Raw genomic sequence first — 25,420 nt, 5'->3', positions numbered from 1 at the left:
TTGACCTCGCGGGTTGCAAGGCTAGGGCAGGGAAGGTGCGGGACGTGCTGACATGGATCAGCCGGAGGCCCCCTCTACCGGAAACCGCCGGCCGCCTCGCGGGTTTCTGAGTTCCTCCCTAAAGAAGCTTGCATGACCCCCGACCAGATCACCATCACCGCCCTCACTCTCCTGGCGCTGGTGGGTTTTGTGCTGCAACCCGTCCGTTACGACGTGGTGGCGCTGCTGCTGCTGCTGGCCCTTGTGATCTGCGGCCAGGTGGCGCCGGAGAAGGCCTTCCTGGGCTTTGCCGAGCCAGCCGTGACCACCGTCGCCGCCGTGCTGGCCATCAGCAAGGGCCTGCAATCCGCCGGCACGGTGGACCTCCTGCTGCGCCGGCTCGGCGGCATGCGGGGACGGCCGCGCCTGCAGGTGGGCGTGCAGACCGCACTCTGCGCCGGCTTCTCGGCCTTCATGAACAATGTGGGCGCGCTGGCCCTGTTCATGCCGGTGGCGCTGCGCAACGCCTACCGGGACAAGTATTCGCCCTCGCGCTCGTTGATGCCGTTGGCCTTCGGCTCGGTCCTGGGCGGGCTGGTCACGCTGATCGGCACGCCGCCCAACCTGATCGTCTCGGCGATCCGGGCGGATCGCACCGAACTCGGCCGGTACGGGCTGTTCGACTTCGCCTGGGTGGGGCTGCCGATCGCCCTCGTGGGGGTGGCCTATGTCGTCCTCGCCAGCCGGCTGCTGCGCGACAAGCAGGGCGCCAAGCCCACTGGCGTCGATGCCGGCGACTATGTGGCCGAGGCGCGGATCGGCGAGAGGAGCCGCGCCATCGGCATTTCGATCCGGGCGCTGGAGGGCATGGGCGATGATGACGTCACCGTCGTGGGCCTGTTCCGCGGCCCCAACCGGACCCTGGCGCCCCCTGGCGAGGCGCGGCTGCGGCCGGACGACGTGCTGCTGCTGGAAGGGCCGCCCGAGGCGCTGCGGAACCTGGTGGAGGCCGCCGCCCTGTCGCTCGCCGCGCCTGAAGGCGTCCCCGCCGGGGAGGAGGAGGAGGACGAGGACGGCATCCGCGCCCTGGTGGCCGAGGACGTGAACGCGGTGGAGGCCATCCTGCGGCCCGGCTCCCCGCTGATCGGCCGCTCGCCCGGCGCGCTGCGCCTGCGCAGCCAGTACGGGATGAACCTGCTGGCGGTCTCCCGCCAGGGCCGCCGCGTCACCGACCGGATGAGCGACATCGTGTTGCGCGGTGGCGATGTGCTGCTGCTGCAGGTGCTGCCCGAACGGCAGGCGGAGGCGTTCCAGGCGCTTTCGCTGCTGCCGCTGGCCGAGCGCGGCGTGACGCTGGGGCGGCCGCAGCGCGCCTGGCTGGCGGGCGGGCTGTTCCTGGCCGGCATCCTGGCCGTGCTGTTCGACCTTGCGCCGGCGCATATCGCCTTCGCGGCCGTGCTGGCGGCGATGATCGCCTGCCGCATCCTGCGCCCGGATGAGGCCTATTCCGCGATCGACTGGCCGGTGATCGTGCTGCTCGGCGCCCTCTTCCCGCTGGGCGAGGCGATGGAGTCCTCCGGTACCATGGCCCTGCTGGTGCAGGTCCTCTCCGGCCCGGCCGCCGCCCTGCCGGGCTGGGCGCTGGCCGGCGCGGTCATGCTGGCCTGCATGCTGCTCTCCGAAATCATGGCGAACAACGCCACCGTGCTGCTGATGGCGCCGATCGCCATGGGGCTGGCGCAGGGCTCCGGCGTCTCCACCGACGGAATGCTGATGGCGGTGGCGTTGGGCACCTCCTGCACCTTCCTCAGCCCCATCGGGCATCAGTCCAACACGCTGGTGATGGAGCCGGGCGGCTACCGCTTCCAGGACTATCCGCGGCTCGGCGCCCCGCTGGCGGTGATCTGCCTCGTGCTCGGCGTGCCGCTGATCCTGTATTTCTGGGGGTGAGCGGGCGAAGGCGCGGTCAACCAGGGCCAGGGGCGCTGCCCCTGGGATCCTGCCGGGGTGGCAGTGTCACCCCGCTCTCCACCCTTTCCTGAAGGAACCGGCCCTTCCGGGCGATCAGAGTACCCGCGTGGCCACCCAGGCGATCACCGCCCAAAGGGGAAGGCTGAGCGCACCACCCCACAGGAGGCCCTTTGCGGGCGAGGGGCGGCGGTCCGCGGGCGGGGCGGAAGGCAGGGTGTAGGTACCGGCAACAGCATCGCTCATGGGGGAAGATCCTCAGCCAAGGCGCGGAAGCATGCGGCAGAGATGTTAACAATTCGCTTCCGGCCGCTCCCCCGGAGCCGCGGAGCGTATGGTACCGCCACCCCGCGGCGCTGCTTGCGGGCCGCGGGTGAGCCAAGCGAGGCGCCCGGCCCGCCAAGCAGGGTCCGGTGGCCGGCGAAGGAGCCGGAACAGGGCGCCGCGGGCCTGCCCCCATGCGACGCCCCCATGCGATGCCTGCGTGCGGCGTCAGATGAACGTCAACAGCCGGCGCGGCGTGCCGACCATGATCGCGTCGATCTCCGCCTCGGTGAAGCCGCGCCGGCGCATCAGCGGCAGAACCTGCTTGTAGATATGGGCATAGCCGTGGCCACCGTTCTCGGTCAGCTGCACCGTGTGGCAGATGTCATGGCTGATGACGATCTGGTCGCCATGGCCGCGATCGATGACCTTGCGGATGTCGCGCAGGCGCTGGGCGTCGTTCGGCATGTCGATGTCCGGATTGGGCTGGTAATAGCTGCTCTCCTGGCCGAACAGGTCCCATTCCAGGATGACGCCGGCATCGGCGAGACGGAACAGCCGTTCGTCGTCGAAGATGGTGCGGTCGATGTGGTCGATGATGGTGCGCGAGAGATCCGCGCCATGCGCCCGCAGGAACTCGACCAGCATCCAGGGATGGTCCTCGTGCCGCGCGGGGTGGATGGTCAGCGCGGCGCCGGTCTCCTGCTGCGCCAGGCAGGCGGCGGCCAGCATCTTCTTCTCGAGGTCGGTCCAGGGCCATTGGCAGCCGATCTCGCCCAGCAGGCCGGCCCGCACCTCCGTGCCCCAGGCGCCGAGCTGGATCTGGTCCACCATTTCCTGCGCCAGCGTATCCACGCTGCGGCCCTCATTGGCCGGGTCCTGGTAGTCGTGCACATAGTGGCCGCAGCCCATGACGATCTGCGTGCCGCTCTCGCGCGAGGCCTGCGCCAGCCCCTCCGGGTTGGGCATCAGCCCGCCGATGGTCAGCTCGACGATGGTGCGGCCGCCATGCTGCACCACCTCGGCCGCCGCGCGCGTCGCCACGCCCACGTCGAGCTGGGTCGAGTTGCGGTAGTCCTTCACCATGCGGGTCTGCAGGTCCCACCATTGGCCGAGGTCCAGCGCCTCCGCCACCGGCTTGTCGCGCTCGGGGGGCGGCGTGATGTTCCAGATGAGGTGCTCATGCATCAGGGTGGAGCCCAGTTCGGCCGGGTCGATCAGCCCCAGCACCGTCTGCGCCTTGCCCCGCATCGCGTCACGCGTCAGCCTTGCCATGTCCGTCTGTCTCTCCAGGGTTCGTTGCGTTCCGAAGCCGCTCAACCGCGCCGCACATTCCAGGCATAGGGCGCCGAGCCCTGCAGGAAGCCGCTGAGATCGGTGCGGTAGGCGGTGCGCATGAAGAACTGGCCGAGCGGCACGATCGGCGCCTGCTCGTAGGATTCCTGCTGGATCTTCGCGGCGATGGCGGCGCGCGCGGCCACGTCCGGCGCGTTCAGCCACTCCTCCGCCATGTGCTCGACCGCGGCGTTCTCGTACCAGCCGAACCAGCCCTTCTCGCCGCCGCCGCGCAGCGTCGGGTTGATCGCGGGCGTGTAGACCGAGAGCGAGGGCCACCAGGTGTGGAAGATGCTCCAGCCGCCCTGGTCGGCCGGCGCGCGGCTGGCGCGGCGCTGCACGACGGAGCCCCAGTCGGTCTCCACCAGTTCCACATTCATGCCCAGCTTCTGCAGCAGGTCCGCCGTCACCAGGCCGAAGGGCCCGATGGTGGGCATGTCCGTCGGGTTGATGATGACGACCCGCTCGCCCTTGTAGCCGGCATCGCGCAGCATGGCCTTGGCGCGGTCAAGGTCGCCCGGTCCCTTCAGCGCCGGATCGGTCGTCTCGACGCCATAGGGCGTGCCGCAGGGCCACATGGAATGGCAGGTGCGGAACAGCTCCGTATCGTTGCCGGTGACGGCGCGCATGTAATCCTCCTGCTTGGCGGCATGGAGGACGGCACGGCGGATCGCCGGATTGTCGAAAGGCGGATGCAGGCAGTTGAAGCGCAGCATGCCGATGTAGCCCGCGGGATCGTTGACCGCGACCTTCACCTTGCGGTTGCTCTGCAGCAGCGGTGCCAGATCGGGGTGCATCTGATCCCACCAGTCGATCTCGCCGGCCTGGAGCGCTGCGGCGGCGGTCGCGGCATCGGGCATCACATGCCACTCGATCCGGTCGAAATGCGCGACCTTGCCGCCGGCGGTGCGCTGCGGCGGCTCCTGCCGCGGCACATAGCCCTCGAAGCGCGCATAGACGGCGCGGCTGCCGGAGACATACTCCCCGGGCAGGAAGCGGAAGGGGCCGGAGCCCACCATCTCCGTCACCTGCTTGAAGGGGTCGGTGCGCGCCAGCCGCTCCGGCATCATGAAGGGAATGCTGGAGGAACTCTTGGCCAGCGCCTCCAGCATCAGCGAGAAGGGCCTGTGCAGGCGGATGCGGATCGTGCGGTCGTCCGCCGCCCCCCATTCCGCCACGCGCGGCGCCATGGACTGGCCGAAGGTGTCCCGCTTGCTCCAGCGCTCAAGGCTGGCGGCGCAGTCCCGCGCCAGAACCTTCTCGCCATCATGCCAGCGCAGGCCGTCGCGCAGCCGCACCTCCCAGGTCAGCCCGTCCTGCGAGACACGGTGGCCCTCGGCCATCTGCGGCTGCACCTGCAGGTCGTCGTCCAGCCCGTAGAGCGTGTCGAAGATGTTGTAGGCATGGTTGGTGGTGACCGCGGCGGTGGTCCAGATCGGGTCCAGCGAGGTCAGGTTCGCCTGCGGCACGAAGCGCAGCACGCGCGGGTCGGCGTTCGCGGCGCGCAAGGGCCGCGCCATGCCGGCGGCAGCCAGCCCGGCGGCGGTCGCGATGAAGCGGCGACGATGCATCGGCAGTCTCCCTCAGGTTCACATGAGCGCGGCGCGCCCGGCAGTCTGCTGCCGGGTGACCAGCGGTCCCCGTTCCGCCGGTTGGCCCGGCGGAGTGCTTTCGTTGTGGTCCAGGTTTTCCGCAGGCCGACCTTTGGCCGGCCCGGCTCAGCCGGCGGGGCCGCCGGCGCGCAGCAGCTCGGCGCGGGATTCGGCGAACTCGCCGACCGCCGCGACAAAGCGGGCCATCTCGGCCTCGCCCACGGGCAGGCTGAGCGCGACCATGCCGCGCCGCGCCAGATAGATGCCGGCGGCCAGCATGTCGAAGAAGAACAGCTCGCGCAGCGCCTCCTCGGCGGGGCTGGCGGCATGGGGGCGGTCCGGCAGCGGCTGACGGAACTGCACCGTCATCATGGAGCCGAGGCCGGTGAAGCCGAGCGGCACGCCGGCCTTCCGGCCCACCTCGTTCAGCCGCGCGCGCAGCGCCTCGCCGCGCTGGAACAGCGCCTCGGCCACCTCGGCGGTGAAGATCTCGCCCATGGCCACGCCACCGGCCGCCATGCTCAGCACGTTGTTGTTGAAGGTGCCGGCATGCGGCATCGTCGTGTCGAACTGCGCCATGATGTCGGCGCGGCCGCCGAAGGCGCCGAAGCTCATGCCGCCGGCAATGTATTTGCCGAGCGTCGTCATGTCCGGCGTGATGCCGAGGCGCGCCTGCATGCCGCCGCCCGCCATGCGGGAGGTCATCACCTCGTCGAAGATCAGCACGGCGCCTGTCTCGTCGGCCAGGGCGCGCAGCGTGGCCAGGAACTCCGGCCGCGCCGGGAGGCAGCCGCCGCTGCCCAGCATCGGCTCGACGATGATCGCCGCGAGGTCAGCGGCATGGGCGCGGGCCAGGCGTGCGGCCTCGTCGCTGTCGTTGTAGGTGCAGGGGATGAAGGGCAGCGGCAGGGTGGCCGGGCTCGCGCCCGCCGCCGGAAAGGTCAGCACCCCGCCGTGATAGCCGCCCCGCATCACCATCGTGCTGCCGCGCCCGGTGAAGCCGCGCGCGGCGGTCAGCGCCATCAGGTTGGCCTCGGTGCCGCTGTTGGTGAAGCGGACCCGCTCCAGCGACGGAAAACGGCCGCAGAGCAGCCGGGCCAGCCTTTCCTCGCCCTGGCCGACCGCGGCGAGGTTGATGCCCCCCTCCAGCGCCGCATGCAGCACGCGGTGGATGCGCGGCTCGGAATGGCCGAACAGCCCCGCCGTGTACTCGCCGCAGAGGTCGAGATAGGTGTGGCCGTCCAAATCCCAGAGGCGGCAATCCTCGCCGCGCACCATCGTCGCGGGGAAGGGGGCGTAGATCAGCACCGAGCGGGTATTGCCTCCGGGCAGCACCTCCCGGGCCTGCGCATGCTGGGCGGCGCTGCGCGGGCGGGCGGCGGCGTAGGCCGCACGGGCCTCCGCCAGCGCGGCGCCCAGATCGCTGTTGCGGCGCAAGGCGGTGGTCGTGCTCATACCCTGTCTCCCCAGCAGAAGGCGGCGCTGGCCCTGGCAACTTCCGGCCGCCAGGCGGGCACCTTTGCCATCTCGGAATCAATGCTATTGTGATCACGAAATGCGAGCAACCGGAATCTCAGTGAATTCGCCCGATCCCTCCCCCGAGCCCCCGCCGCTGGAGGAACAGGCCTATCGCCGCCTGCGCCAAGCCCTGGTGGAGGGTACCTTCGCGCCGGGCGACAAGCTCTCCCTGCGGCGCGTCGCCACGGCGCTGGGCACCAGCCCCATGCCCGTGCGCGCCGCGCTGCGCCGGCTGGCGGCCGAGCAGGCACTGGACATCACCGCCTCCGGGACCGCCATCGTGCCCCGCCTGACCCGGGCGGCCTTCCTGGAGTTGGGCGAGGTGCGCGCGGCTCTGGAGCCGCTGGCGCTGCGGCTGGCCGTGCCGCAGCTGGACGCAGCGACCCTGGAGGCGCTGGAGCAGCTGCTGGCCGGACATGCCGGCACGCGTACCGGCGGCAAGCCGGAGGAGTTCCTGCGCGTCGACCGTGAGTTCCTCTTCACGCTCTATCGCCGGGCCGAGGCGCCGCTGCTCCTGGGCATGATCGAAAGCCTGTGGCTGCGGCGCGGGCCGTTGTTCTGGGAGGCGCGCTGGATGCTGATGAGCCGCCCGGCCGAGCAGGCGCATCGCCACGCCCAGATCCTGGAGGCGCTGCGTGCCGGGGAGGGCGCCCGCGCGGCGGAGGAACTGGAGACCGAGATCCGCGACGCCACGGCCTTCCTGCTGAAGGAGATCCGCTTCGCCGGGGATGCCGGCGCCGGCCCCGAAGGGCTGCCCCTGCTGCGGCCGAACCGCTGAGGCCGGGCGGCGGGCGGGCCGCGCACGATTTCGATTACGTCTCCGGGCTCATGCGACGGATGCCGCCCCCTTGCGCCGTGGATGCAGCAGAATGCCCTTCTCCCCGGACTTGTCCGCTGGATGACGCCCTTGATCTTGCGCGCGCCTCCTGATCCGCTGGACGCCATGAAGGGAGACGGCATGGGCGGACCGGCGCGACCAGGCGGCCAGACCTGGAGGAGGATCACCGCGCCATGGATCGCCTGACCGCCTTGCGGCTGTTCCTTTGCGCCGTCGAGCGGCGGGGGATTTCCGGCGCCGGCCGTGCGCTCGGCCTCTCCAGCACGGCGGCCTCCAAGGGGCTGCAGGACCTGGAAGCAGAGCTCGGCGTCCGGCTGCTGAACCGCACGACCCGCCATCTCGCGCCGACCGAGGCCGGCGAGGCGCTGTACCGGCGCCTCGCACCGCTGCTCGGTGAGCTTGATGGCGCGCTGCGCGAGACGCGCGAACTGCAGGACCGGCCCCGCGGCATGCTGCGCGTGCTGGCGCGCCGCTCCTTCGCCCTGCTGCATGTCGTCCCGTCGCTGCGCGGGTTCCGGGAGGCCTTCCCGGAGGTGAGCCTCGACCTGGCCCTGACGGAGCTTCCGGACATTGCGCCGGCCAACGGCGTGGATCTGGTGATCCGGCACGGCCTGCCCGCGGAGAAGTCGCTGGTCGGACACCCGCTGGCCAGCGCGCGGCGGATCCTCTGCGCAAGCCCTGCCTATCTGGCGCGGCGGCCGCCGCCTAGGCGCCCGCAGGATGTCCTGGCGCATGACTGCCTTGGCTACCGGCGCGAGGCGGAGCCGGTGGTCTGGATCTTCGACGCTCCGCAGGGCCGGCAGGTGCTGGAGGTTGTGGGTCCGCTCCGCTCCAACAGCGGCGAGGCGCTGCGTCAGGCGGCGCTGGACGGGCTCGGCCTGGTACTGCTGCCGGAGTGGATGGTGGGCGCCGATCTGGCCGCTGGGCGGCTCGTCGCCTGCCTGCCGGAGATAGCGGCGCATCCCGCGGGCTTCGACGCGCCGATCTATGCCATTCATGCGCGCGCCGAGCCCGTTCCGGCCAAGGTCACCGCCTTCGTGGCCCATCTGCGGGCGCGGCTCGGGCCTGGATAAGCCCGGATTGGGGGAAAGTGTTTTCCTGGAATGCAGGCTTATCCCGCTCCGCGGGCAGGCGGCATTCTGGCCCCCAACAAAAACGGAGGAGCCGTCATGCTGCACATTGAGCCGCTGCATCCGCTGTTTGCCGCCCGCCTATCGGGCCTCGACCTCCGCCAGCCTCCCGACGACGCCGTGATGCAGGCGGTGCGCGAGGCCTTCGAGCGGTTCTCCGTGCTGGTCTTCCCGGAACAGGCCATCGACGACGACGCCCAACTCGCCTTCAGCGCCCGGCTCGGCCCGCTGGAGCAGACCCGCGCGGGTGCCAACGGTGCGGGTGGCCATCTGCTAGTGCTGACCAATGTCGGCCCCGACGGGCAGATCGCGCCGCCCACCGACCGGCAGGTGCTGAACAACCGCGCCAACCGCCTCTGGCACGCGGACAGCAGCTTCAAGCCGGTGCCGGCGCGCGCCTCCATGCTGTCCGCGCGGGAGATCCCCGGCCAGGGCGGCGACACGGAGTTCGCCAGCATGCGCGCCGCCTGGGAGGCCATGCCCGGGCCGCTGCGCGCGGGCCTGCGCGGCCGGACCGCCGTGCATGACTTCGGCTGGTCGCGCAGCCGCATCATGCCCGAGCTGGTCACCGCGGCGGAGCGCCAGGACTGGCCGCCGGTGCGCCACCCCGTGGTGCTCGACGGGCCGCAGGGGGAGGCGCTCTATCTCGGCGCCCATGCGCGCGGCATCGAGGGCATGGACGAGACGGAAGGCCGCGCGCTGATCGAGGAGGCGATGGCCTTCGCGACGCAGCCGCGCTTCGTCTATGCCCATCGCTGGTCGCGGCACGACCTCGTGCTGTGGGACAACCGCGCGGTTCTGCATCGCGCCACGCCCTTCGCCAGCAGCGCCGAGCGGCGGCACATGGTGCGCACGACGATCGCCGGCGAGGCGCCGCGGAGCGCCGCCGCCGCATGATGGCCGAGCAGCTCGACGGCGAGTGGGACTATCTCGTCGTCGGTGCCGGCTCCGCCGGCTGCGTCCTGGCGAACCGCCTGACCGAGGATGGACGCAGCCGCGTGCTGCTGCTGGAGGCCGGCGGGCCGGACCGCCACCCCTACCTGCACGTTCCCGCCGGCTTCCTGAAGACCTTCCGGGACCCCCGCTTCAACTGGTGCTTCGAGACGGAGCCGGGCCCGGAGGTGGATGGGCGCCGGATCTTCTTCCCGCGCGGGAAGGTGCTCGGCGGCTCCAGTGCGATCAACGGTCATCTCTGGGTGCGCGGCCAGGCGCGCGACTTCGACACCTGGGCACAGCGGGGCTGCCGGGGCTGGTCCTATGCGGACGTCCTGCCCTTCTTCCGCCAGGCCGAGAACCGCAGCGCCGGCGCCGATGCCTGGCGCGGGACGGGCGGGCCGCAGCATGTCTCCGACATCCATGCGCGGCACCCGCTCTGCGAAGCCTTCCTGGCCGGCGCGGCGGAGCTGGGCCTGCCCCGCAATCCCGACTACAACGGCGCGCGGCAGGAAGGCGCCTTCTACTATCAGCGCAGCATCCGCAACGGGCGGCGCGTCAGCGCCGCCACGGCCTTCCTGCGGCCCGCGCTGCGCCGCCCGAACCTGCGGGTCGAGACGCATGCCCAGGCGGTGCGGATCGAGCTTGAGGGGCGCCGCGCGACGGCCGTGGTGTTCCGCCAGGGCGGCCGGCTGCTGCGGGCGACGGCGCGCCGTGAGGTGGTGCTCGCCGCGGGCGCGATCGGCTCGCCCCACCTGCTGCAGCTCTCCGGCATCGGGCCGGCGGACCCGTTGCGTGCGGCCGGCGTGCCGCCTGCGCACGAGCTGCCAGGGGTCGGGGAGGGGCTCCAGGACCACTATGCGCTGCGCGTGGCGCGGCGCGTCACCGGCGCCGGAACGCTGAACGAGCGTGCGCGTGGCCTTCGCCTCGGCGCCGAGATTGTCGCCTGGCTCGCCAGCCGCCGGGGACTGCTCGCCTTCAGCCCGGCCCATGCGGGTGTCTTCCTCCGCTCCATGCCGCATCTGGAGGAGCCGGATCTGCAGTTCGTCTTCACACCGGCGAGCTATCAGGAGGGGGGCGTCACCGGGGTGCTGGAGCGCGAGCCGGGCATGACGCTCGGGGTCTGGCAGTTGCGGCCGGAGAGCCGTGGCCATGTGCGGCTGCGCGGCCCTGACCCGGCTGTGGCGCCGATGATTCAGCCGAACTACCTCGCCGCGCCGGAGGACCGCGCCGCCGCGGTGGCCGGCCTGCGCTGGGCGCGCCGGCTGCTCGGGACGAAAGCCCTGGCGCGCTTCCGCGGGCCCGAAACCGTGCCGGGCGGGTGCTGCGAGGAGGATGAGGCGCTGCTTGCCCATGCCCGGGCGCGCGGATCGACCGTGTACCACGCCGCCGGCACCTGCCGGATGGGAGTGGATCCGCAGTCGGTGGTCGCGCCCGACCTCCGCGTGCACGGGCTCGGCGCGCTGCGCATTGCCGATGCCTCGGTGATGCCGAGCCTGGTATCCGCCAACACCAATGCCGCGACGATCATGATCGCGGAGAAGGCCGCTTCCATGATCCGGCCGGCATGATCACCTGGCCAGGGTCCGCGGGGGCATGGTGCGGCGCCGCTGCGTGACCCTATGCTCGTGGCATGAATGCTCGCCAGCTCGAAGTCTTCCGCGCCATCATGCGCAGCGGCACCCTCACCGCCGCCGCGCAGTTCCTGAACGTTTCGCAGCCTGCCGTCAGCAAGATCCTGCGTCATCTGGAGAGCCAGCTCGGCTATCGGCTGTTCGAGCGCGCCGGTGGCCGGCTGCACCCGACGGCGGAGGCGCAGCTTCTTTTCGCCGATGCCGACCGTGTCTTCCGCGAGATCGAGACGGTGCGCGACCTCGCCATCCGCATCCGGGAGCGGCGCGTCGGGCTGTTGCGCATCGGGGCCAGCGCGCCGCCCAGCTTCGCCGTGCTGCCGGCGGCGCTGACCGCCTTCCAGGCGCGGCATCCCGGCGTGAAGGTGCTGCTGCGCACCCTCTCGGCCGAGGAGCTGAGCGAGAAGATCCTGGTGGGGGAGGTGGATCTCGGCCTCACCCTCTCGGCCATCCGGGTGCCGATGGTGCAGGCCGAGCTGTTGACGACGGCGGCGGTGGTGGCGCTGATCCCGGCGGCCTCGCCGCTGGCCCGCCGCGCCGCCATCGAGCCCGCCGACCTGGAGGGCGAGCGGCTGATCTCCTATGGCTCGCATGCCGATGTCGGGCCGCTGCTGGATGCCGCCTTCGAGCGCGCCGGGCTGTCGCGGCAGGTGCATGTCGAGGTCGCCACCGCGATCGCCGCGCTGCCGCTGGTGCAGGCGGGGCTCGGCGTCGGGCTGGTGGACGGGATGCTGCCCTGGGCGGAGTTCCCCGGCGTGGTGGCGCGGCCTTTCCTGCCGCGCGTGCTGATGAGCCTCAGCCTCGTCACCTCGGGCACGCGGCCGGCCTCGCGCTTCGTGCGCGACATCGCCGAGGATATCCGCGCCGCCATCGGCGGCGCGGGCGATGCTACTGCTCCGTCGGGTCGTAGCCGGTCACGACGGCCATGAAGTTCGAGGCGCCGCGCATGTCCGGCACCATCACGCGGATGCTGTAGGCGTCGAGCCGCTCCACCTGCGGCAGCAGCGCGAGGGTGTCAGCCGGGGGGCGGTGCTTGAACACCACATCCAGCGCGATCGGTCCTTCGATTGGGGCCGGGCGGAAGTCGGCGAGCCGCCCGAGGGCGCGGCGCGTCATGGCGGCGATCTCCGCCTGCGCCGCGGCCGGCGTCAGGCTGCGCGCGGCGAGATGGCCATAGGCCCATTTCACCACCGCCGCCTCGACATCGCCCACCAGCCCGCGCGTCTCCTCGACGAAGGCGTCGTCGCCGGAGATGCCGATCAGCGGCACGCCGAACTGGCCGAGCAGCGGGTGGTAGAAGCCGGCCTCCGAGACCACCCGGCCGTTGAGCCGCACCTCGCGCAGCACCAGGCCGCGCATGGTGTGCCCCAGCACGCCGGAGCGGTGCGTGCTGCCGGTGTGCCAGCCGATGAAGAGGGCGCCGTCGAAGCGCCCCTCGTCGATGCCGGCCACCATGCCGAGCGGCCGGCGCACGCCACGGATGAGCTGCACCCGCTCCGGCAGGCGGTCGATCATCATGTTCTGCGAGGCGAGATGGCTGTCGCAGGCCACCACCTCCTCGGCGCCCATGGCGAAGGCGGCCTCGGCGGCGGCGGCGACGCTGTCGGTCATCCAGCGTCGCGCCGCCTCGTATTCCAGGCCCGAGGGCAGGGTCTGCTGGCGCGAGACGACGCCGGCGATGCCCTCGATGTCGGCGGAGATGTAGAGGCGCATCGGCTCAGCGCGCCTGATGCGCCAGCACGGCGCGGGTGTAGTCGTAGCCGCTGGCCTCGTAGGTGATGCCCTTGCGCGTCGCCCAGATATTGGTGAGCTGGTAGAGCGGAATGACGGCGACGTCCTCCATCGCCATGGCCATCGCTTCCCGGAACAGCCGCTCGCGCGCGCCGTCGTCGAGGGTGGTGACGGCGCGCTGGACCAGCGCGTCGAGCGCTGGGTTGGAATAGCCCTCGCGGTTGAAGCTGCCGGTCAGCTGCTCGCGGTTGTAGCTGCTGAGCACGCTGATCAGCGGATGGCCGGCATGGCCCGGGCTGGCCCAGCCCCACATCGTGGCGGCGAACTCCATCTTCGCGGCGCGCGGGCTGTAGGCGGAAAGCGGCATGGTCTCGACCTCGGTCTGCACGCCGGCGCGGGTCCACATCTGCGCGATCGCCTGGGCCGAGACCGGGTCGGTCGGCCGGGCGTTCTGCGCCACGTGCAGCGTCATGCGGAAGCCGTCGGGATAGCCGGCCTCGGCCAGCAGCTTCCGCGCCAGCGCCGGGTCGTAGGGCGGCACGGGAATGCCGGGGTTGTAGGAGTAGGTGCCCCGGGGCATGAACTGGCCGTTCGGCTCGGCGGTGCCCTGCATCACCCGCTCGGTGAGGCCGGTGCGGTTGATGGCGACCGAGAGCGCGCGCCGCACCCGCTGGTCGCGCAGCGGATTGCGCGGCAGCGGCTGGCCGTCATTGCCGGTGATGAAGGGCGCCACCTCGGCCGCCTGGTTGGGCGCCAGATAGACCAGCCGCAGCCCCTGGGTGGAGAAGAGGGAGATGCCGGGGTCGTTGCGGAAGCGCGGCAGGTCGTTGGGCGAAGGCAGGTCGATCAGGTCCACGCCGCCGGAGAGCAGCGCCGCCGAGCGCGCGCCGGGATTGGCGATGTAGCGGAACTCCACCGCGTCCCAGTCCGGCTTCGGGCCCCACCAGCCTGGGTTGCGTTCCAGCTTCGCCTCGGTCCCCGGCACGAAGGAGCGCAGGATGAAGGGGCCGGTGCCGATGGCGGCCTTGAGGGCATTGTAGTCCTCGGTGGTGGCGCCCTCGCCGGCATGGCGCGAGACGATACCGACCACGGCAAGGTCGATCGGCAGGTTGGGCGAGGGGCCATCGGTGTGGAAGCGCACCGTCAGCGGGTCCACCACCTCGACGCGCCGGATGGAGCGGGTCTGTCCGGCATAGCTCGCCGTGGCGTTCGGCACCTTCGGCACGCGGGCGATGGTGAAGGCGACGTCGTCGGCGGTGAAGGGCTGGCCATCGGAGAAGCGCACGCCGGGGCGCAGCCTGAACTCCCAGACATCGTCCGCGACCGGCTTCCAGCTCAGCGCCAGGCCGGGGGCGAGGCTGGAATCGGGACGCCGGTCGGTGAGGGTCTCGAAGACATGGTAGGTCAGGGTCTGGGTGGAGGTGCCCTGGTTGAAATGCGGGTCCACCGAGCCCGGCGCCGCGCTGATGCCCATCCGCAGGATCGACTGTCCCAGGGCGGGCGTGGCCAGGAGCAGGGCGGCGAGGGCCAGCGGAATGGCCGGCCGGTGGCGGGGCTTCAGCGGCATGGTCGGGTCTCCTTCAGGAAGCGGGGGCGTCCGGTGGGCGCCGGCGCTGCATCAGGCGCGCGGGGTTGGCGACCGGGGCGAAGCCGAGCGTGGCATAGAGGCTGTGGGCATCCTCGGTCGCCAGCATCCAGTTGCGCAGGCCGGCGAGGTCGGGGTGCTCCAGCAGGGCGGCGGTGAGTGCGCGCCCGAGGCCGCGGCCGCGATGCGCCGGCAGCACGAAGACGTCGCGCAGATAGCCGAAGACGGCGCCGTCGGTGACGGCGCGGGCGAAGCCGGCCAGCCGCCCCCCGGCGTCATAGGCGCCGAGCGGCAGCGAGCCGCGGATGGCGCGCTCCACCAGCCCGCGCCCGATGCCGCGCGCCCAGTAGGAGTCCTCCGCGAGGAAGCGGTGGATCGCGTCGAGATCGAGCAGCGCGCGGTCGGTGGAGAGGCGGTAGGGGCCGTGCCGCCGCTCCAGGATCATGGTCTCGAAGGGCAGCGGCGGCGGGATCATGCGGCCTTGGCGGCGAAGCGGGCGATGTGGAAGGGTTCGATCGGCGTCGTGCTCCGGCCCGCCGCGATCAGCTCGGCCATCACGTCGCCCACGCCCGGGCCGAGCTGGAAGCCGGCGCCGCAGAAGCCGAAGGCGTAGAACAGATCCGGCCAGCGGGCGCTCGGCCCCATCACCGGGATCTCGTCATGCATATAGCCCTCGATGCCGCTCCAGGTGCGGATGATCCGCAGCGCGCCGAGCGCCGGCACCATGCGGCGGAGCTGGATGAACTGCCGCAGCGTGATGGCGGGCTCGACGCGGGCGCGGCACGTGTCGAGGTCGGCCGGCCCGTGGCCGACGCCGCCGAAGACGATGTTGCCGCGCGTCACCTGCCGCAGGTAGATCACCTCGCCGACCACCGTCGCCGTCACGCCGAGGACGGGGGTGAGGGCATAGGGCACCGGTTCCGTCACGCCCATCTGCGGCCCGCGCACGACGATCGGCACGGGTTCGCCGAGCTGCGCGGCGAGCCGCCCGCCCCAGGCGCCGGCCGAGACCTGCAGCACCGGGGCGCGGAAGGCGCGGCCATCGGCGGCATCGAGCCGCCAGCCGGCGGCCTCGCGCTCGATGGCGAGCACCTCGGTGTTCTCCTCGATACGCGCGCCGGCGCGCCGCGCGGCGCGGGCGAAGGCGGGGGCGGCCAGGCGCGGATTGGCGTGCCCGTCCTCGGCCGACCAGGAGCCGGCGCGCACCTCCGCCGAGAGCCAGGGGAAGCGCGCGCGCACCGCGTTGCCGCTCAGCACCTCAAGCTTCAGCCCGTAGGGGCGGGCAGCCTCGCGATAGGCCTCCATCATGCCGGCCGCCTCGTCGGTATAGGCGACGCGCAGATGGCCGCTGGGCAGGAACTCGATATCCTCGCCGAGCAGTTCCGGCAGCTGGCCCCAGAGGGCACGGGAGCGGTTGGCCAGCGGCAGTTGTGGCGGAAAGCGCCCCTGCCGCCGGACATTGCCGAAATTGACGCCGCTCGCCTGCTGCCCGACCAGCCCGCGCTCCAGCAGGATGACGGAGAGGCCCCGGCGGCGCAGGAAGAAGGCGGTGGCGGCGCCCATCAGCCCGCCGCCCAGCACCAGCACGTCGGCGCGGTTGTCGCTCATGCCTCCTCCTCCCGGAGAGCGGCGACGGGCAGCGGCTTCACCGGCGCCTGACCGCGCAGCCGGCCGACCTCCTCCACCGGCACGCCGCGCGCGGCGGCCAGGATCTCGGCGCCCGCCAGCCCGCACATCCGCCCCTGGCAGCGCCCCATGCCGACGCGGCTGAAGGCCTTGGCGCGGTTCACCTCGGGCGCATCGAGGGCGCCTGCGCTGCGGCGCAACTCGCCCGCGGTGATGGCCTCGCAGCGGCAGACCAGCGTCTCGTCCGGCAGGCCGGCGACGAGCTGTGCCGGCCAGGGGAAGGCGATGGCGAGGCCGCGGCGGAAGCGGTCCATCGCCTGGCGTCGGCGGCGCAGCGCGGCGGGATCAGCGCCCGCCGGCGGGGCGAAGCCGAGATCCCGCAGCACCGCAAGCGCCGCCAGCCGGCCCGCGATCTCGGCGCCATCCGCGCCCAGCAGCCGCACGCCGTCACCGGCCATGTAAAGGCCCGGCACCTCGCTGCGGCCATCCGCGTCGATGCGCGGCAGCCATTGCCGGCTCGCCCGGTCGAAGTCGAAGCCGCAGCCGGCGAGGCCGGCGAGCTGCGTCTCGGCGCGCAGGTGCCAGCCGAGGCCGGAGGCGTCACAGTCGAGCACGGCCTCGCGGCCGTCGGCCTGGCGGAAGGCGATGCCGCCGAGCCGCGCGCCGGAGGCGTCTGGGCACAGGCGGAGCGGCGTCACGCCGCGATGCACCGGCACTCCGGCGCGGCGCAGCCGGGCGAGCAGCGCCGCGCCCTTGGCCAGCAGGGCGGGGCGCGCGGCCATCAGCGGCAGGGCACGCCAGCGCGCACCGGCGGGCGCGGTGTCGAGCACCGCCGCCACCTCCGCCCCCGCCTTGGCGTATTGCGCCGCCACCAGATAGAGCAGCGGCCCCGAGCCGAGGAAGGCGACCCGCCGGCCAATGGCGCAGGCCTGCGCCTTCAGCGCGATCTGTGCACCGCCCAGGGTGAAGACGCCGGGCAGCGTCCAGCCGGGCAGCGGGATCAGCCGGTCGGTGGCGCCGGTGGCCAGGATCAGGGCATCGAAGGGCAAGGCATGGCTGCGCTCCCCGCGCAGCACGTGCAGCACGCCATCCCGGAGGTTCCAGGCGAGGCTCTCCGGCCAGTGCTCGATGCGGCCGCGCAGCGCATCGAAGCTGGCATGCAGGGCCGTCGCGCGGCCGGCCTCGGTGCCGTAGAGCGCTGCGGGCGGGCGCCGGAAGCCGGCGGGCTGGCGGCGATAGATCTGCCCGCCATTGTCGGCCGCCTCGTCCACCAGCAGCGGATGCAGCCCGGCGGCGACCAGCAACTCGGCGGCGCGCGTCCCGGCCGGGCCGGCGCCGACGATGGTCACCCGAGGCTGGGCCATGGGGCCTCCTTCGTCATGATCCGCAGGCCCGCGGTGACGGGTGTGCCGCAGGCGCGCAGCCGCGTGCCCGCCTCGGTCCAGACCCAGCAATCCTGGCAGGCGCCCATCAGGCAGAAGCCGGCGCGCGGCCCGTCGCCGAATTCCGACAGGCGCAGCGCGGAAGCGTTGGTGAGGATGGCGGTGAGCAGCGTGTCGCCTTCCAGGGCCGTCGCGGGCTGCCCATCGAGGGTGAATGCCACGGGCCGGCGATGCGCCTCGCCCAGCCGGCGCAGCAGGGGGGGCGGCGCTGGATTCATCGGAAACCTGCCTGCAACCGCCACGCCATCCCTGCCCCCTCCATGCCGGACTTCGATTCACGGCAGCAAGAATCAGGCCGGGGCGCGGCGGTGGTCCAATCGCTTTCGGCACAGCCGCCAGAACCCGGGGTTATGGTGCAACGGGCCATAACCCCGGGTTTGCTCCGCCGGGCCAGAAGTCATTGGCGCCGCCGGCGCTGCGCGTGGCAGTCATCACGACCTCGACCAGGGAGGGTGGCATGGGCTGGCGCGTGGGCGTGGACGTAGGCGGTTCCTTCACCGACTTCGCCGCGCTGGATGAGGCGGATGGGCGGCTCGTCACGCTCAAGGTCTTCTCCCGCCCGGACGCACCGGGCGCCGAGATCGAGCAGGGGCTCGGCCTGCTGGCCACGCACCACGGCGTGGCGCCCGAGGCGGTCACCGACTTCACCCATGGCACCACGGTCGGCATCAATACCGTCATCCAGCGCAACGGCGTGCGGCTGGCGCTGCTGACCACCGAGGGCTTCGAGGACGTGCTGGAAATGGCGCGCCTCAAAGTGCCGCGCTACCACAACCTCTATGCCCGCCGGCCGGACCCGCTGGTGCCGCGCGCGCGCGTCTTCGGCCTCGACGGGCGGATCCGCGCCGATGGGCGGGAACTCGCGCCCGTCACCCGTGAGCGCGTCGCGGCAGCATACGCGGCGGCGCGCGCGGCGGGCGCCGAGGCGGTGGTGATCGGGCTGCTGCACGCCTGGCGCAACGATGCCCATGAGCGGGCGGTCGAGACGATGCTGGCGGAGCTGGACCCCGCCCTGCCGGTGTTCCGCAGCAGCGGCATCTGGCCGATCATCCGCGAATACGAGCGCAGCATCACCGCCTGCATCAGCGGCTATGTGCAGCCGCGCGTGGCGCACTATCTCGACCGCTTCGCGGCGACGCTCTCCGGCCTCGGCGTGCCGGCGGCGCCGCGCATCACCAAGTCGAACGGCGGCGTCATGGGGCTTGCCCAGGCGCGCGCCGAATGCGTGCAGATGATCCTTTCCGGCACCGCCTCGGGGGTGATCGGGGCGGGTTTCATCGCCCGCGCCTGCGGCTTTCCGCGGCTGCTCACGCTGGATATCGGCGGCACCAGCGCCGATCTCGCCGTGCTCGTCGAGGGCGAGGCCGAGTACGGCAGCGGCGAGGTGATCGGCGATTTCCAGATCCATATCCCCTCGGTCTCCGTCACCTCGATCGGGCAGGGGGGTGGCTCGATCGCCTGGGTGGATGATTTCGGCGTGCTGCAGGTGGGGCCGCGCAGCGCCGGCTCCACGCCCGGCCCGGCCTGCTACGGCAAGGGCGGCACCGAGCCGACCATCACCGACGCCGTCGCCGTGCTCGGGCTGATCGGACACAGCGACCTCGGCTACAGCGCGGTGCGGCTGGACGTGGCGGCGGCGCGCGCGGCGGTGGCGCGGCTGGCGGCGCGGCTCGGCACCGGCCTGGAGGAGACGGCGGCCAGCATCCTGGAGCTGTCCGTCTCCGCCATGTATGCCGATGCCAGCGGGCTGATCTCGCGCTTCGGGCTGGATGCGCGGGCCTTCCGCATGCTGGCCTTCGGCGGCGCCGGGCCGATGCTGGCCTGCTTCCTGGCGCGCGAGCTGAACCTGGCGGGCGTGGTGGTGCCGCCGACGCCCGGCGTGCTGAGCGCCCTGGGCGGCCTCGTCGCCGACCTGCGCAACGACGTCATTCGCACCCTCTGGCTCGGGCTGGAGCCGGGCGCGGAGGCGGCGCTGCGCGAGGCGCTCGTTGCCATGCAGCGCGAGGCCCATGCCTGGCTGGTCGAGGAGCAGGGCTTCGGCGGCACGCCTGTGATCAGCCTCTCGGCCGAGATGCGCTATCGCGGCCAGTCCTTCGAGGTGGAGACGCCGCTGGAGCCGGGCTGGATCGAGGCCGGTGACCTTGCCGCGCTGCGCGAGGCCTTCCATGCCCGACACGAGCGCCTGCACGGCCATGCCGACCGCGAGGGCGCGGTGCAGATCGTCTCGCTGCGGCTGGTGGTCACCGGGGAGACGCCGAAGCCCGTGCTGCCGCGGCTGGCCGAGGCGGCGGCGCCCGCCCGCGCGGAGGCGGTGGCCGAGGCCTGGCTCGACGGCGCGCGCCGGCCGGTGCCGCTCTATGCCCGCGAGGGGCTGCGCGCCGGACACACCTTTCCCGGGCCCGCCATCATCGCCCAGCCCGACAGCACAACCTGCGTCCCGGCCGGCTTCGGCGTCGTGGTGGACGGCTTCGGGAACCTCGTCATCACGCCCGAAGGCCGCTGAGGAGGCAGAAGGATGCCGATCGACCGCCGCAGCCTGCAGATCCTGGCCAACCATTGCGGCGCCGCCGCCGATGCCATGGCCTTCACCCTGATGCGCACCGCGCATTCCGCCTTCGTCAAGGAGACCGAGGATTTCTCCTGCACGCTGGTGACGCCGGACGGCCTGGCCTTTGCCTCGCCGCGCCAGTTCGGCGCGCCCTGGTACAGCGGCATCGACTACGGCCCGGTGCTGGAGATGATCGGCTCCTACGAGGAGGGCGACATCTGCATCACCAACGATCCCTACAGCGGCAATGTCGCCACCCACACGCCCGACATCCATATCTGGAAGCCCGTCTTCCACGCCGGCGAGATCGTCTGCTTCGTCGTCGGCCACATCCACAACACCGATGTGGGCGGCGCGGTGCCGGCCTCGCTCTCGCGCTCGCTGACCGAGATCGAGCAGGAGGGGCTGCGCGTGCCGCCGCTCAGGCTCGTGCGCCGCGGCCAGATGAACGAGGACGTGCTGCGCATCATGCGGCTCAATGTCCGCGCGCCGGAGCAGAACTGGGGCGACCTCAAGGCGCAGATCGCCTCGGTCAACATCGGCGAGCGCAAGATCCACGAGATCATCGCCCGCTTCGGCACCGAGGCCTTCCGCGACGGCATCCGCCAGATGCTCGACTATGCCGAGGAGCAGGCGCGTGCCGTCATCCGCGGCATTCCCAACGGCGAGTACTTTTTCGCCGACTTCGCCGACGAGGACGGCGAGGGCGGCGTGCCCTGCCGCATCGCGCTGACGCTCCGCGTGCGGGACGAGACGGTGGAACTCGACTACACCGGCAGCGACCCGCAGGTCGCCTCCTCGCTCAACATGCCGACCGGAGGGCGGGAGCGGCATCCGCTCTGCCTGGTCGGGCTGACCTATGTGCTCTTCACGCTCAACCCCGAGCTGCTGCTGAACGCCGGCACGCTGCGCGCGGCGCGCGCCATCATGCCGGAAGGCACAGTGGTCAACGCCGTGGCGCCGGCCGCCGTGGGCATGCGCTCGCTGACCTGCATGCTGACGCAGATCGTCACCTTCGGTGCCTTCTCGCTGGCGCTGCCGGAGCAGATGCCGGCCACCTCGCCGGGCGGCAACTCGATCATGAATGTGCGCACCACCGGATGGGACGGGCGGCCGGTGATGGCCTCGATCGGCCCGGTGGGCGGCGGCGGCGGCGGCACGCCGGTCTCCGACGGCCCGAACGGCGCGGGCGGCGCGCAGGCCTTCCTGAAGAACACGCCGATCGAGATCAGCGAGGCCGAGGTTCCGATCCTCTTTCGGCGCTACGGGCTCTGGCCCGACAGTGCCGGCCCCGGACGGTATCGCGGCGGGCTCTCGGCGGTGATGGAGTTCCAGGTCTTCTCGCCCGACACCGTGGTGACGGCGCGCAACCGCAACCGTTCGGTCTTCGCCTCCTGGGGGGTGATGGGCGGCCGGGCCGGCACGACCTCGCGCTTCCTGCGCAATCCCGGCACGCCGGCGGAACTCAGCCTCGGCAATACCGACATCCTGCGCTGCGAGCCGGGCGACATCGTGCGCGTGGTGGGCGCCGGGGCCGGCGGCTATGGCGATCCGTTCACGCGTGACCCGGCGCTCGTCCTGGCCGATCTGCGCAGCGGCTTCATCTCCGAGGCGGCCGCGCGGGAGGCTTACGGCGTGGCGTTGCGCGGAGGGAAGGTGGACGGGGCGGCGACCGCCGCGCTGCGTGCCGCGCGTGGAGAGAGATCACCGCCGGCGCATTTCGACCTGGGCCAGGCCCGGCGGGAGTTCGAGGCGGTCTGGTCGCCCGAGCGGTACGCCCTGCTGACGGAGTTCCTGATGGCGCAGCCCGTGCGCTGGCGGCATTTCCTGAAGCGCCGCTTCTTTGCCGCCGTGGCGGCGGGGGAGGGAGCCGGCCTCGGCGTTGCAGAGCAGATGGCGCGGATCGGCGCGCGGCTGCTGGCCGAGCGCGGCGGAGGCGTCTGACCGGGCCGCACCGTTGCAGGCCATCCGCGGGCGGCTGCGGCCGGGGATGGTTCCCGGCCGCGGTGAACCGGCGGCTCGCGCCGGCCTCTATGCGGAACGCACGATGCGGCCAGCAGGCTGGCGCCCCGGAGCCGCCGTCCCGCGCCGGCCCCTGGCCGTTCCGGTGAAGAGCAGCATCAGCAGCCAATGGCGCGCCACGATCTGGTGGAAGCCCAGCGAAAGCGCGCCGGCCAGCCCGGTGATGATCAGGAACTCGACCAGGGACGGCAACTGCACATAGGCGAAGGCATTCGCGAGGAACACGATGAAGAGGATGTGGATCAGGTAGACGGTCATGGAGGCGTTGACCAGGAGGCGCGTCCAGCGGTTCGGCGCGTCGAACCAGCGCAGGGCCACGAAGCACAGCAGCTTGGACCAGTAGATGCCCATGATGGGCACGAGGAAGAAGGTCACCACGCGGTAGAGCGTTTCCTCGCGCAACTGGATGTTCGTCAGGATGACGGCCCCGCCGAGCGCCAGGGCGATGGCCGACCAGTCAACCGAAGCGAAGCGCCCGATGAAGTCCCTGCGCGAGGCGACAAGGCAGCCCATGGCGAAAACCGGCAGCAGCGCGGCCATCTCGCTCAGATAGAGCATGTGCCGGTAGGCGAAGGTGATGCCGAGGACCTTCAGGACGCCAACGCCCAGGGTGCTGGCGAGGCCGGCGGCGATGGCCGTGAGGGCCAGACTGGTCCGGCTGGCGAGAACGCGCTCCGCCAGGGCGGCGGTGTCGCGCCGGATCGGCCTTCCCCGCCAGAGGCCGCACAACAGGGCGAGCACGAGCGTGTAGGCCAGCAGGAAGACCAGGAACCACGCATGCTCGATCCAGTGCTGCCCCGGTGTGGTGAGCAGGGCGAGCCAGGTCGCCATGACGTCCGCATCCTGTGCGGTGTTCAGCGCGCGCGCCAGCATCAGCAGGGGATTGATGAGGAGGATGGTGGCGAACAGCGGAAGGCCCAGCTGAACGGCGCGGCTTCTCCACCACTTCGCCGGGCTCTTCTCGTCGACGAACATCATGGCGAAGAAGCCGGCCAGCAGGAAGAAGGCGGGCATCCGGAAGGTGTTGAGGAACTCGGAGAAGTTCATCAGCAGGGATGACGGCTCGCCGCCCTTGGCGATCCAGGGGAAGGCGGTATAGGCCAGCGCGGTGTGGAAGGGGATGCCCAGCAGCATCAGGCTGGCGCGCACCTGGTCCAGGAAGAACAGCTTCGTCTGGCTGGCGGAGACCTCTGCTGCATCCGGCTTGCGCGCCTTGGCGGCTTCGAGCTCGCAGATGGTCATCCGCTCCCAGCCCTCGGGCGCGAAGCCGAGGCGTTCCTCGACCAGCAGCAGCGCGTTGATGAAGTTGAGCGAATCACCCCCCGCCGATGCGAAGGACTCATCCCGTCCGAGATCGGGCCGGCCGAGCAGATCGGCAAAGGCCGCATGCAGGGAGAGGTTCCGGCCGGCCTGGCCTGCGGGCGCGGCGCTGGCGTCGAACACCCTGCGGATGCCGGCGTAATCCACCTTGCCGGAGGGCAGGCGGGGAACTTCGGCGACATGGGCGACCTGAACGCTCGTGGCGGGCAGGGCATGCTGGCGCAGCACCAGCTCCACCACCGCCTCGGTCGAGGCGGGGGCCACCACCGCGATCTGCAGGCCGTCGTCCGTTCCGGTGGCCGCGCCCTCGAAGCCGGCCTCGCGCAGCCGCGCCTCGATGTCATCCAGGCCGATACGCAGCCCGAAGGGCTTGATGAAGCGGCTCTTCCGGCCGGTGATGGTGAAAAGCCCCTCCGCGTTGCGGACGGCCAGATCCCCTGTCCGCAGCTCGGACAGCTCCGCGCCCCGGCCCAGATCCTCGCGCCTCAGCGCGTAGCCCATCATCACGTTCGGGCCGGAATAAACGAGTTCACCCTCGGCATTGGCGGCATCGATGGGCACCCCGCGCTCATCCAGCAGCGCGATCTTGCCGCCTGGAACCGGCACGCCAATGGCAGCCGGATGCCGCTTCAGCAGCGCAGGAGGCACGTAGGCGATGCGCGGCGCCGCCTCGGTCTGGCCATACATCACGTAGAAGCGGCGGCCTTGCGCCTCGGCGTGATCGGCGAACCGCCGGACCTTGTCCTCCGGCAGCTTGCCGCCGGCCTGCGTGATGTACCGCAGCGAAGCCGGCAGGGGCCTGGACAGGAAGCCGCTCCGCTCCAGCAGCGCGAAGCTGTGCGGCACGCCGGCGAGGCTCGTGGCTTCAAAGGCCTCGAAGCGTCTCCAGAAGGCCGGCTCGGCGACCGAGTCCTGGTTCAGGATGAGCGCGCCGCCTGTCGCCAGATGGGAGTTGATGACGGACATGCCGTAGGAATAGTGGAACGGCAGCGTGGTGATCGCGCGCTCGCCGGGGCGGAAGCCGAGATACTCGGCAATGGCCAGGGCATTCGAGAGCAGGTTGGTGTTGGAGAGCCGCACCAGCTTCGGCTCCCCCGTGGAACCGGAGGTGGCCAGCAGGACGGCCAGGTCCGGATGTAGATCGGCCTCCGCGGGCCCGGCGGATCCTTCCTGCCACGCCTGCCTGTCGGCCCGGTAGACGAAGTCGGGGCGGAACCGCTCCAGCAGCGGGCAGCCCTCGCCTTCACCCTCCTTGAGGAGCAGCACCGCATGGCCGGCCCGGAGGGCGCCGACATAGGCGGCGAGCGAGTGCAGCGCGTTTGCGGCCTCGACCGCAACGAAGCAGCGCTTTGGCGGCAGTGGCGCGCACCCGGCATCCGCATGCGCAGCAAACTCCGCATGGGACCATGACCGGCCACTTTCATCGACGACGGCCAGCGCGGTGCCGAATGCCTCGATCCGGCTGAAGAGGTCCTGGCGTCCATCGCTGCTGCCATGACGGGTCCGGTCTGCCGGTAAGCGCGCCATTCACGGTCCTCCAGAAGAGAGCCTCCGCCATCCGGGCGGGTGGCTCAGCGATCAGAAGCCGGCGGCCGCATGCGCGCCAGCTGCGCGGGGCCGGAGCAGCAAATATTTGTTGCATTCACGCAAGAAATGCTCCGCTGGGTGTGAATAATCTTTCCTCATCATGAGAACGGATAAAAAAATACGAGATCTCCCGGCGGCAAAGCGAAGATGTCGCGGCAGCAGAACAAACAAATTCACTTTGTGTTGTTGTAAATTGTGAATATTATAACTTTTTAGATTATATACGAATTCGAAACAAAGAAGATTTTCCTGGAGGGCTTGTGGCTCTTGCCGCAGCGGTGGCAAGGGCGCGCTCTTGGTTCAGTTTCGCCGGCAGGTTCCGGATTTTGTGGCGATGCCAGCCACAGTGTGGACCGGCCGCCGAGGACCAG

The 25,420-nt window shown here is 71.5% G+C and carries 19 protein-coding genes; 8 read left to right on the top strand and 11 right to left on the bottom strand.

Features of this window, described 5'->3' with window-relative positions; genetic code table 11:
- Nucleotides 1-132 precede the first annotated feature (132 nt).
- Nucleotides 133-1,929: an SLC13 family permease gene (locus QMO56_RS13220; protein WP_283526408.1), complete on the top strand. Its 1,797-nt coding sequence runs from the start codon at nucleotides 133-135 to the stop codon at nucleotides 1,927-1,929.
- 114 nt (nucleotides 1,930-2,043) lie between these two features.
- On the opposite strand, the gene QMO56_RS13215 is transcribed toward QMO56_RS13220, so the two are convergent.
- From QMO56_RS13215 to QMO56_RS13200, 4 genes are all read right to left on the bottom strand, one after another.
- Nucleotides 2,044-2,193, bottom strand: a complete 150-nt coding sequence (locus QMO56_RS13215; protein WP_283526406.1) for a hypothetical protein — start codon at nucleotides 2,191-2,193, stop codon at nucleotides 2,044-2,046.
- Between the two features lie 246 nt (nucleotides 2,194-2,439).
- Nucleotides 2,440-3,486, bottom strand: coding sequence for a phosphotriesterase (locus tag QMO56_RS13210; protein ID WP_283526404.1), 1,047 nt, complete (start codon nucleotides 3,484-3,486; stop codon nucleotides 2,440-2,442).
- Nucleotides 3,487-3,527: 41 nt separating this feature from the next.
- Entirely contained in the window at nucleotides 3,528-5,117 is a 1,590-nt protein-coding gene (locus tag QMO56_RS13205; protein ID WP_283526402.1) for an ABC transporter substrate-binding protein, read from the bottom strand.
- A 147-nt stretch (nucleotides 5,118-5,264) separates the two neighbouring features.
- Entirely contained in the window at nucleotides 5,265-6,593 is a 1,329-nt protein-coding gene (locus QMO56_RS13200; RefSeq protein ID WP_283526400.1) for an aspartate aminotransferase family protein, read from the bottom strand.
- A 121-nt stretch (nucleotides 6,594-6,714) separates the two neighbouring features.
- Here QMO56_RS13200 and QMO56_RS13195 point away from each other — a divergent pair, with 121 nt between their 5' ends.
- The 5 genes from QMO56_RS13195 to QMO56_RS13175 all read left to right on the top strand — a co-directional run bounded on the left by QMO56_RS13195 (nucleotide 6,715) and on the right by QMO56_RS13175 (nucleotide 12,117).
- On the top strand, nucleotides 6,715-7,434 hold the full coding sequence (locus QMO56_RS13195; protein ID WP_283526398.1) for a GntR family transcriptional regulator: 720 nt from the start codon (nucleotides 6,715-6,717) through the stop codon (nucleotides 7,432-7,434).
- A gap of 233 nt (nucleotides 7,435-7,667) precedes the next feature.
- Nucleotides 7,668-8,567, top strand: a complete 900-nt coding sequence (locus tag QMO56_RS13190) for a LysR family transcriptional regulator (RefSeq protein WP_283526396.1) — start codon at nucleotides 7,668-7,670, stop codon at nucleotides 8,565-8,567.
- Between the two features lie 96 nt (nucleotides 8,568-8,663).
- Nucleotides 8,664-9,521: a TauD/TfdA family dioxygenase gene (locus tag QMO56_RS13185; RefSeq protein WP_283526394.1), complete on the top strand. Its 858-nt coding sequence runs from the start codon at nucleotides 8,664-8,666 to the stop codon at nucleotides 9,519-9,521.
- Nucleotides 9,518-11,128, top strand: a complete 1,611-nt coding sequence (locus tag QMO56_RS13180) for a GMC family oxidoreductase (RefSeq protein WP_283526392.1) — start codon at nucleotides 9,518-9,520, stop codon at nucleotides 11,126-11,128. The genes QMO56_RS13185 and QMO56_RS13180 overlap by 4 nt, the downstream gene beginning before the upstream one ends.
- A 62-nt stretch (nucleotides 11,129-11,190) precedes the next feature.
- A complete protein-coding gene (locus tag QMO56_RS13175; protein ID WP_283526390.1) occupies nucleotides 11,191-12,117 on the top strand; it encodes a LysR substrate-binding domain-containing protein in 927 nt (308 codons plus the stop codon).
- On the opposite strand, the gene QMO56_RS13170 is transcribed toward QMO56_RS13175, so the two are convergent.
- The 6 genes from QMO56_RS13170 to QMO56_RS13145 are packed head-to-tail and all read right to left on the bottom strand — an operon-like array spanning nucleotide 12,077 to nucleotide 17,790.
- Nucleotides 12,077-12,901: a M55 family metallopeptidase gene (locus tag QMO56_RS13170; protein ID WP_283526389.1), complete on the bottom strand. Its 825-nt coding sequence runs from the start codon at nucleotides 12,899-12,901 to the stop codon at nucleotides 12,077-12,079. The genes QMO56_RS13175 and QMO56_RS13170 overlap by 41 nt on opposite strands.
- 4 nt (nucleotides 12,902-12,905) lie before the next feature.
- On the bottom strand, nucleotides 12,906-14,486 hold the full coding sequence (locus QMO56_RS13165) for an ABC transporter substrate-binding protein (RefSeq protein ID WP_283526387.1): 1,581 nt from the start codon (nucleotides 14,484-14,486) through the stop codon (nucleotides 12,906-12,908).
- A 13-nt stretch (nucleotides 14,487-14,499) separates the two neighbouring features.
- Complete coding sequence (locus tag QMO56_RS13160; RefSeq protein ID WP_283526386.1) at nucleotides 14,500-14,979, bottom strand: GNAT family N-acetyltransferase; 480 nt, start codon at nucleotides 14,977-14,979, stop codon at nucleotides 14,500-14,502.
- Nucleotides 14,976-16,112, bottom strand: a complete 1,137-nt coding sequence (locus tag QMO56_RS13155; RefSeq protein WP_283526385.1) for an FAD-binding oxidoreductase — start codon at nucleotides 16,110-16,112, stop codon at nucleotides 14,976-14,978. The genes QMO56_RS13160 and QMO56_RS13155 overlap by 4 nt, the downstream gene beginning before the upstream one ends.
- A complete protein-coding gene (locus QMO56_RS13150) occupies nucleotides 16,109-17,494 on the bottom strand; it encodes an FAD/NAD(P)-binding oxidoreductase (protein ID WP_283526364.1) in 1,386 nt (461 codons plus the stop codon). The genes QMO56_RS13155 and QMO56_RS13150 overlap by 4 nt, the downstream gene beginning before the upstream one ends.
- A complete protein-coding gene (locus tag QMO56_RS13145) occupies nucleotides 17,476-17,790 on the bottom strand; it encodes a (2Fe-2S)-binding protein (protein WP_283526363.1) in 315 nt (104 codons plus the stop codon). The genes QMO56_RS13150 and QMO56_RS13145 overlap by 19 nt, the downstream gene beginning before the upstream one ends.
- Nucleotides 17,791-17,993: 203 nt before the next feature.
- Here QMO56_RS13145 and QMO56_RS13140 point away from each other — a divergent pair, with 203 nt between their 5' ends.
- Nucleotides 17,994-20,075, top strand: coding sequence for a hydantoinase/oxoprolinase family protein (locus QMO56_RS13140; protein WP_283526362.1), 2,082 nt, complete (start codon nucleotides 17,994-17,996; stop codon nucleotides 20,073-20,075).
- A gap of 12 nt (nucleotides 20,076-20,087) precedes the next feature.
- A complete protein-coding gene (locus QMO56_RS13135) occupies nucleotides 20,088-22,064 on the top strand; it encodes a hydantoinase B/oxoprolinase family protein (RefSeq protein WP_283526361.1) in 1,977 nt (658 codons plus the stop codon).
- Nucleotides 22,065-22,151: 87 nt separating this feature from the next.
- Here QMO56_RS13135 and QMO56_RS13130 read toward each other — a convergent pair whose 3' ends face one another.
- A complete protein-coding gene (locus QMO56_RS13130; protein WP_283526360.1) occupies nucleotides 22,152-24,989 on the bottom strand; it encodes an AMP-binding protein in 2,838 nt (945 codons plus the stop codon).
- Nucleotides 24,990-25,420 lie beyond the last annotated feature (431 nt).

This window comes from Roseomonas sp. E05, from assembly GCF_030063475.1.
GTDB lineage: Bacteria > Pseudomonadota > Alphaproteobacteria > Acetobacterales > Acetobacteraceae > Pseudoroseomonas.
The sequence above is the reverse complement of the archived record's forward strand: the minus strand, read 5'-3'. Positions and strand labels throughout refer to the sequence as shown.

Coding starts and splice junctions, on each gene's coding strand:
- QMO56_RS13220 (WP_283526408.1), top strand. CDS start 133: ATGACCCCCGACCAGATCACCATCACCGCCCTCACTCTCCTGGCGCTG.
- QMO56_RS13215 (WP_283526406.1), bottom strand. CDS start 2,193: ATGAGCGATGCTGTTGCCGGTACCTACACCCTGCCTTCCGCCCCGCCC.
- QMO56_RS13210 (WP_283526404.1), bottom strand. CDS start 3,486: ATGGCAAGGCTGACGCGTGACGCGATGCGGGGCAAGGCGCAGACGGTG.
- QMO56_RS13205 (WP_283526402.1), bottom strand. CDS start 5,117: ATGCATCGTCGCCGCTTCATCGCGACCGCCGCCGGGCTGGCTGCCGCC.
- QMO56_RS13200 (WP_283526400.1), bottom strand. CDS start 6,593: ATGAGCACGACCACCGCCTTGCGCCGCAACAGCGATCTGGGCGCCGCG.
- QMO56_RS13190 (WP_283526396.1), top strand. CDS start 7,668: ATGGATCGCCTGACCGCCTTGCGGCTGTTCCTTTGCGCCGTCGAGCGG.
- QMO56_RS13185 (WP_283526394.1), top strand. CDS start 8,664: ATGCTGCACATTGAGCCGCTGCATCCGCTGTTTGCCGCCCGCCTATCG.
- QMO56_RS13180 (WP_283526392.1), top strand. CDS start 9,518: ATGATGGCCGAGCAGCTCGACGGCGAGTGGGACTATCTCGTCGTCGGT.
- QMO56_RS13175 (WP_283526390.1), top strand. CDS start 11,191: ATGAATGCTCGCCAGCTCGAAGTCTTCCGCGCCATCATGCGCAGCGGC.
- QMO56_RS13170 (WP_283526389.1), bottom strand. CDS start 12,901: ATGCGCCTCTACATCTCCGCCGACATCGAGGGCATCGCCGGCGTCGTC.
- QMO56_RS13165 (WP_283526387.1), bottom strand. CDS start 14,486: ATGCCGCTGAAGCCCCGCCACCGGCCGGCCATTCCGCTGGCCCTCGCC.
- QMO56_RS13160 (WP_283526386.1), bottom strand. CDS start 14,979: ATGATCCCGCCGCCGCTGCCCTTCGAGACCATGATCCTGGAGCGGCGG.
- QMO56_RS13155 (WP_283526385.1), bottom strand. CDS start 16,112: ATGAGCGACAACCGCGCCGACGTGCTGGTGCTGGGCGGCGGGCTGATG.
- QMO56_RS13150 (WP_283526364.1), bottom strand. CDS start 17,494: ATGGCCCAGCCTCGGGTGACCATCGTCGGCGCCGGCCCGGCCGGGACG.
- QMO56_RS13145 (WP_283526363.1), bottom strand. CDS start 17,790: ATGAATCCAGCGCCGCCCCCCCTGCTGCGCCGGCTGGGCGAGGCGCAT.
- QMO56_RS13135 (WP_283526361.1), top strand. CDS start 20,088: ATGCCGATCGACCGCCGCAGCCTGCAGATCCTGGCCAACCATTGCGGC.
- QMO56_RS13130 (WP_283526360.1), bottom strand. CDS start 24,989: ATGGCGCGCTTACCGGCAGACCGGACCCGTCATGGCAGCAGCGATGGA.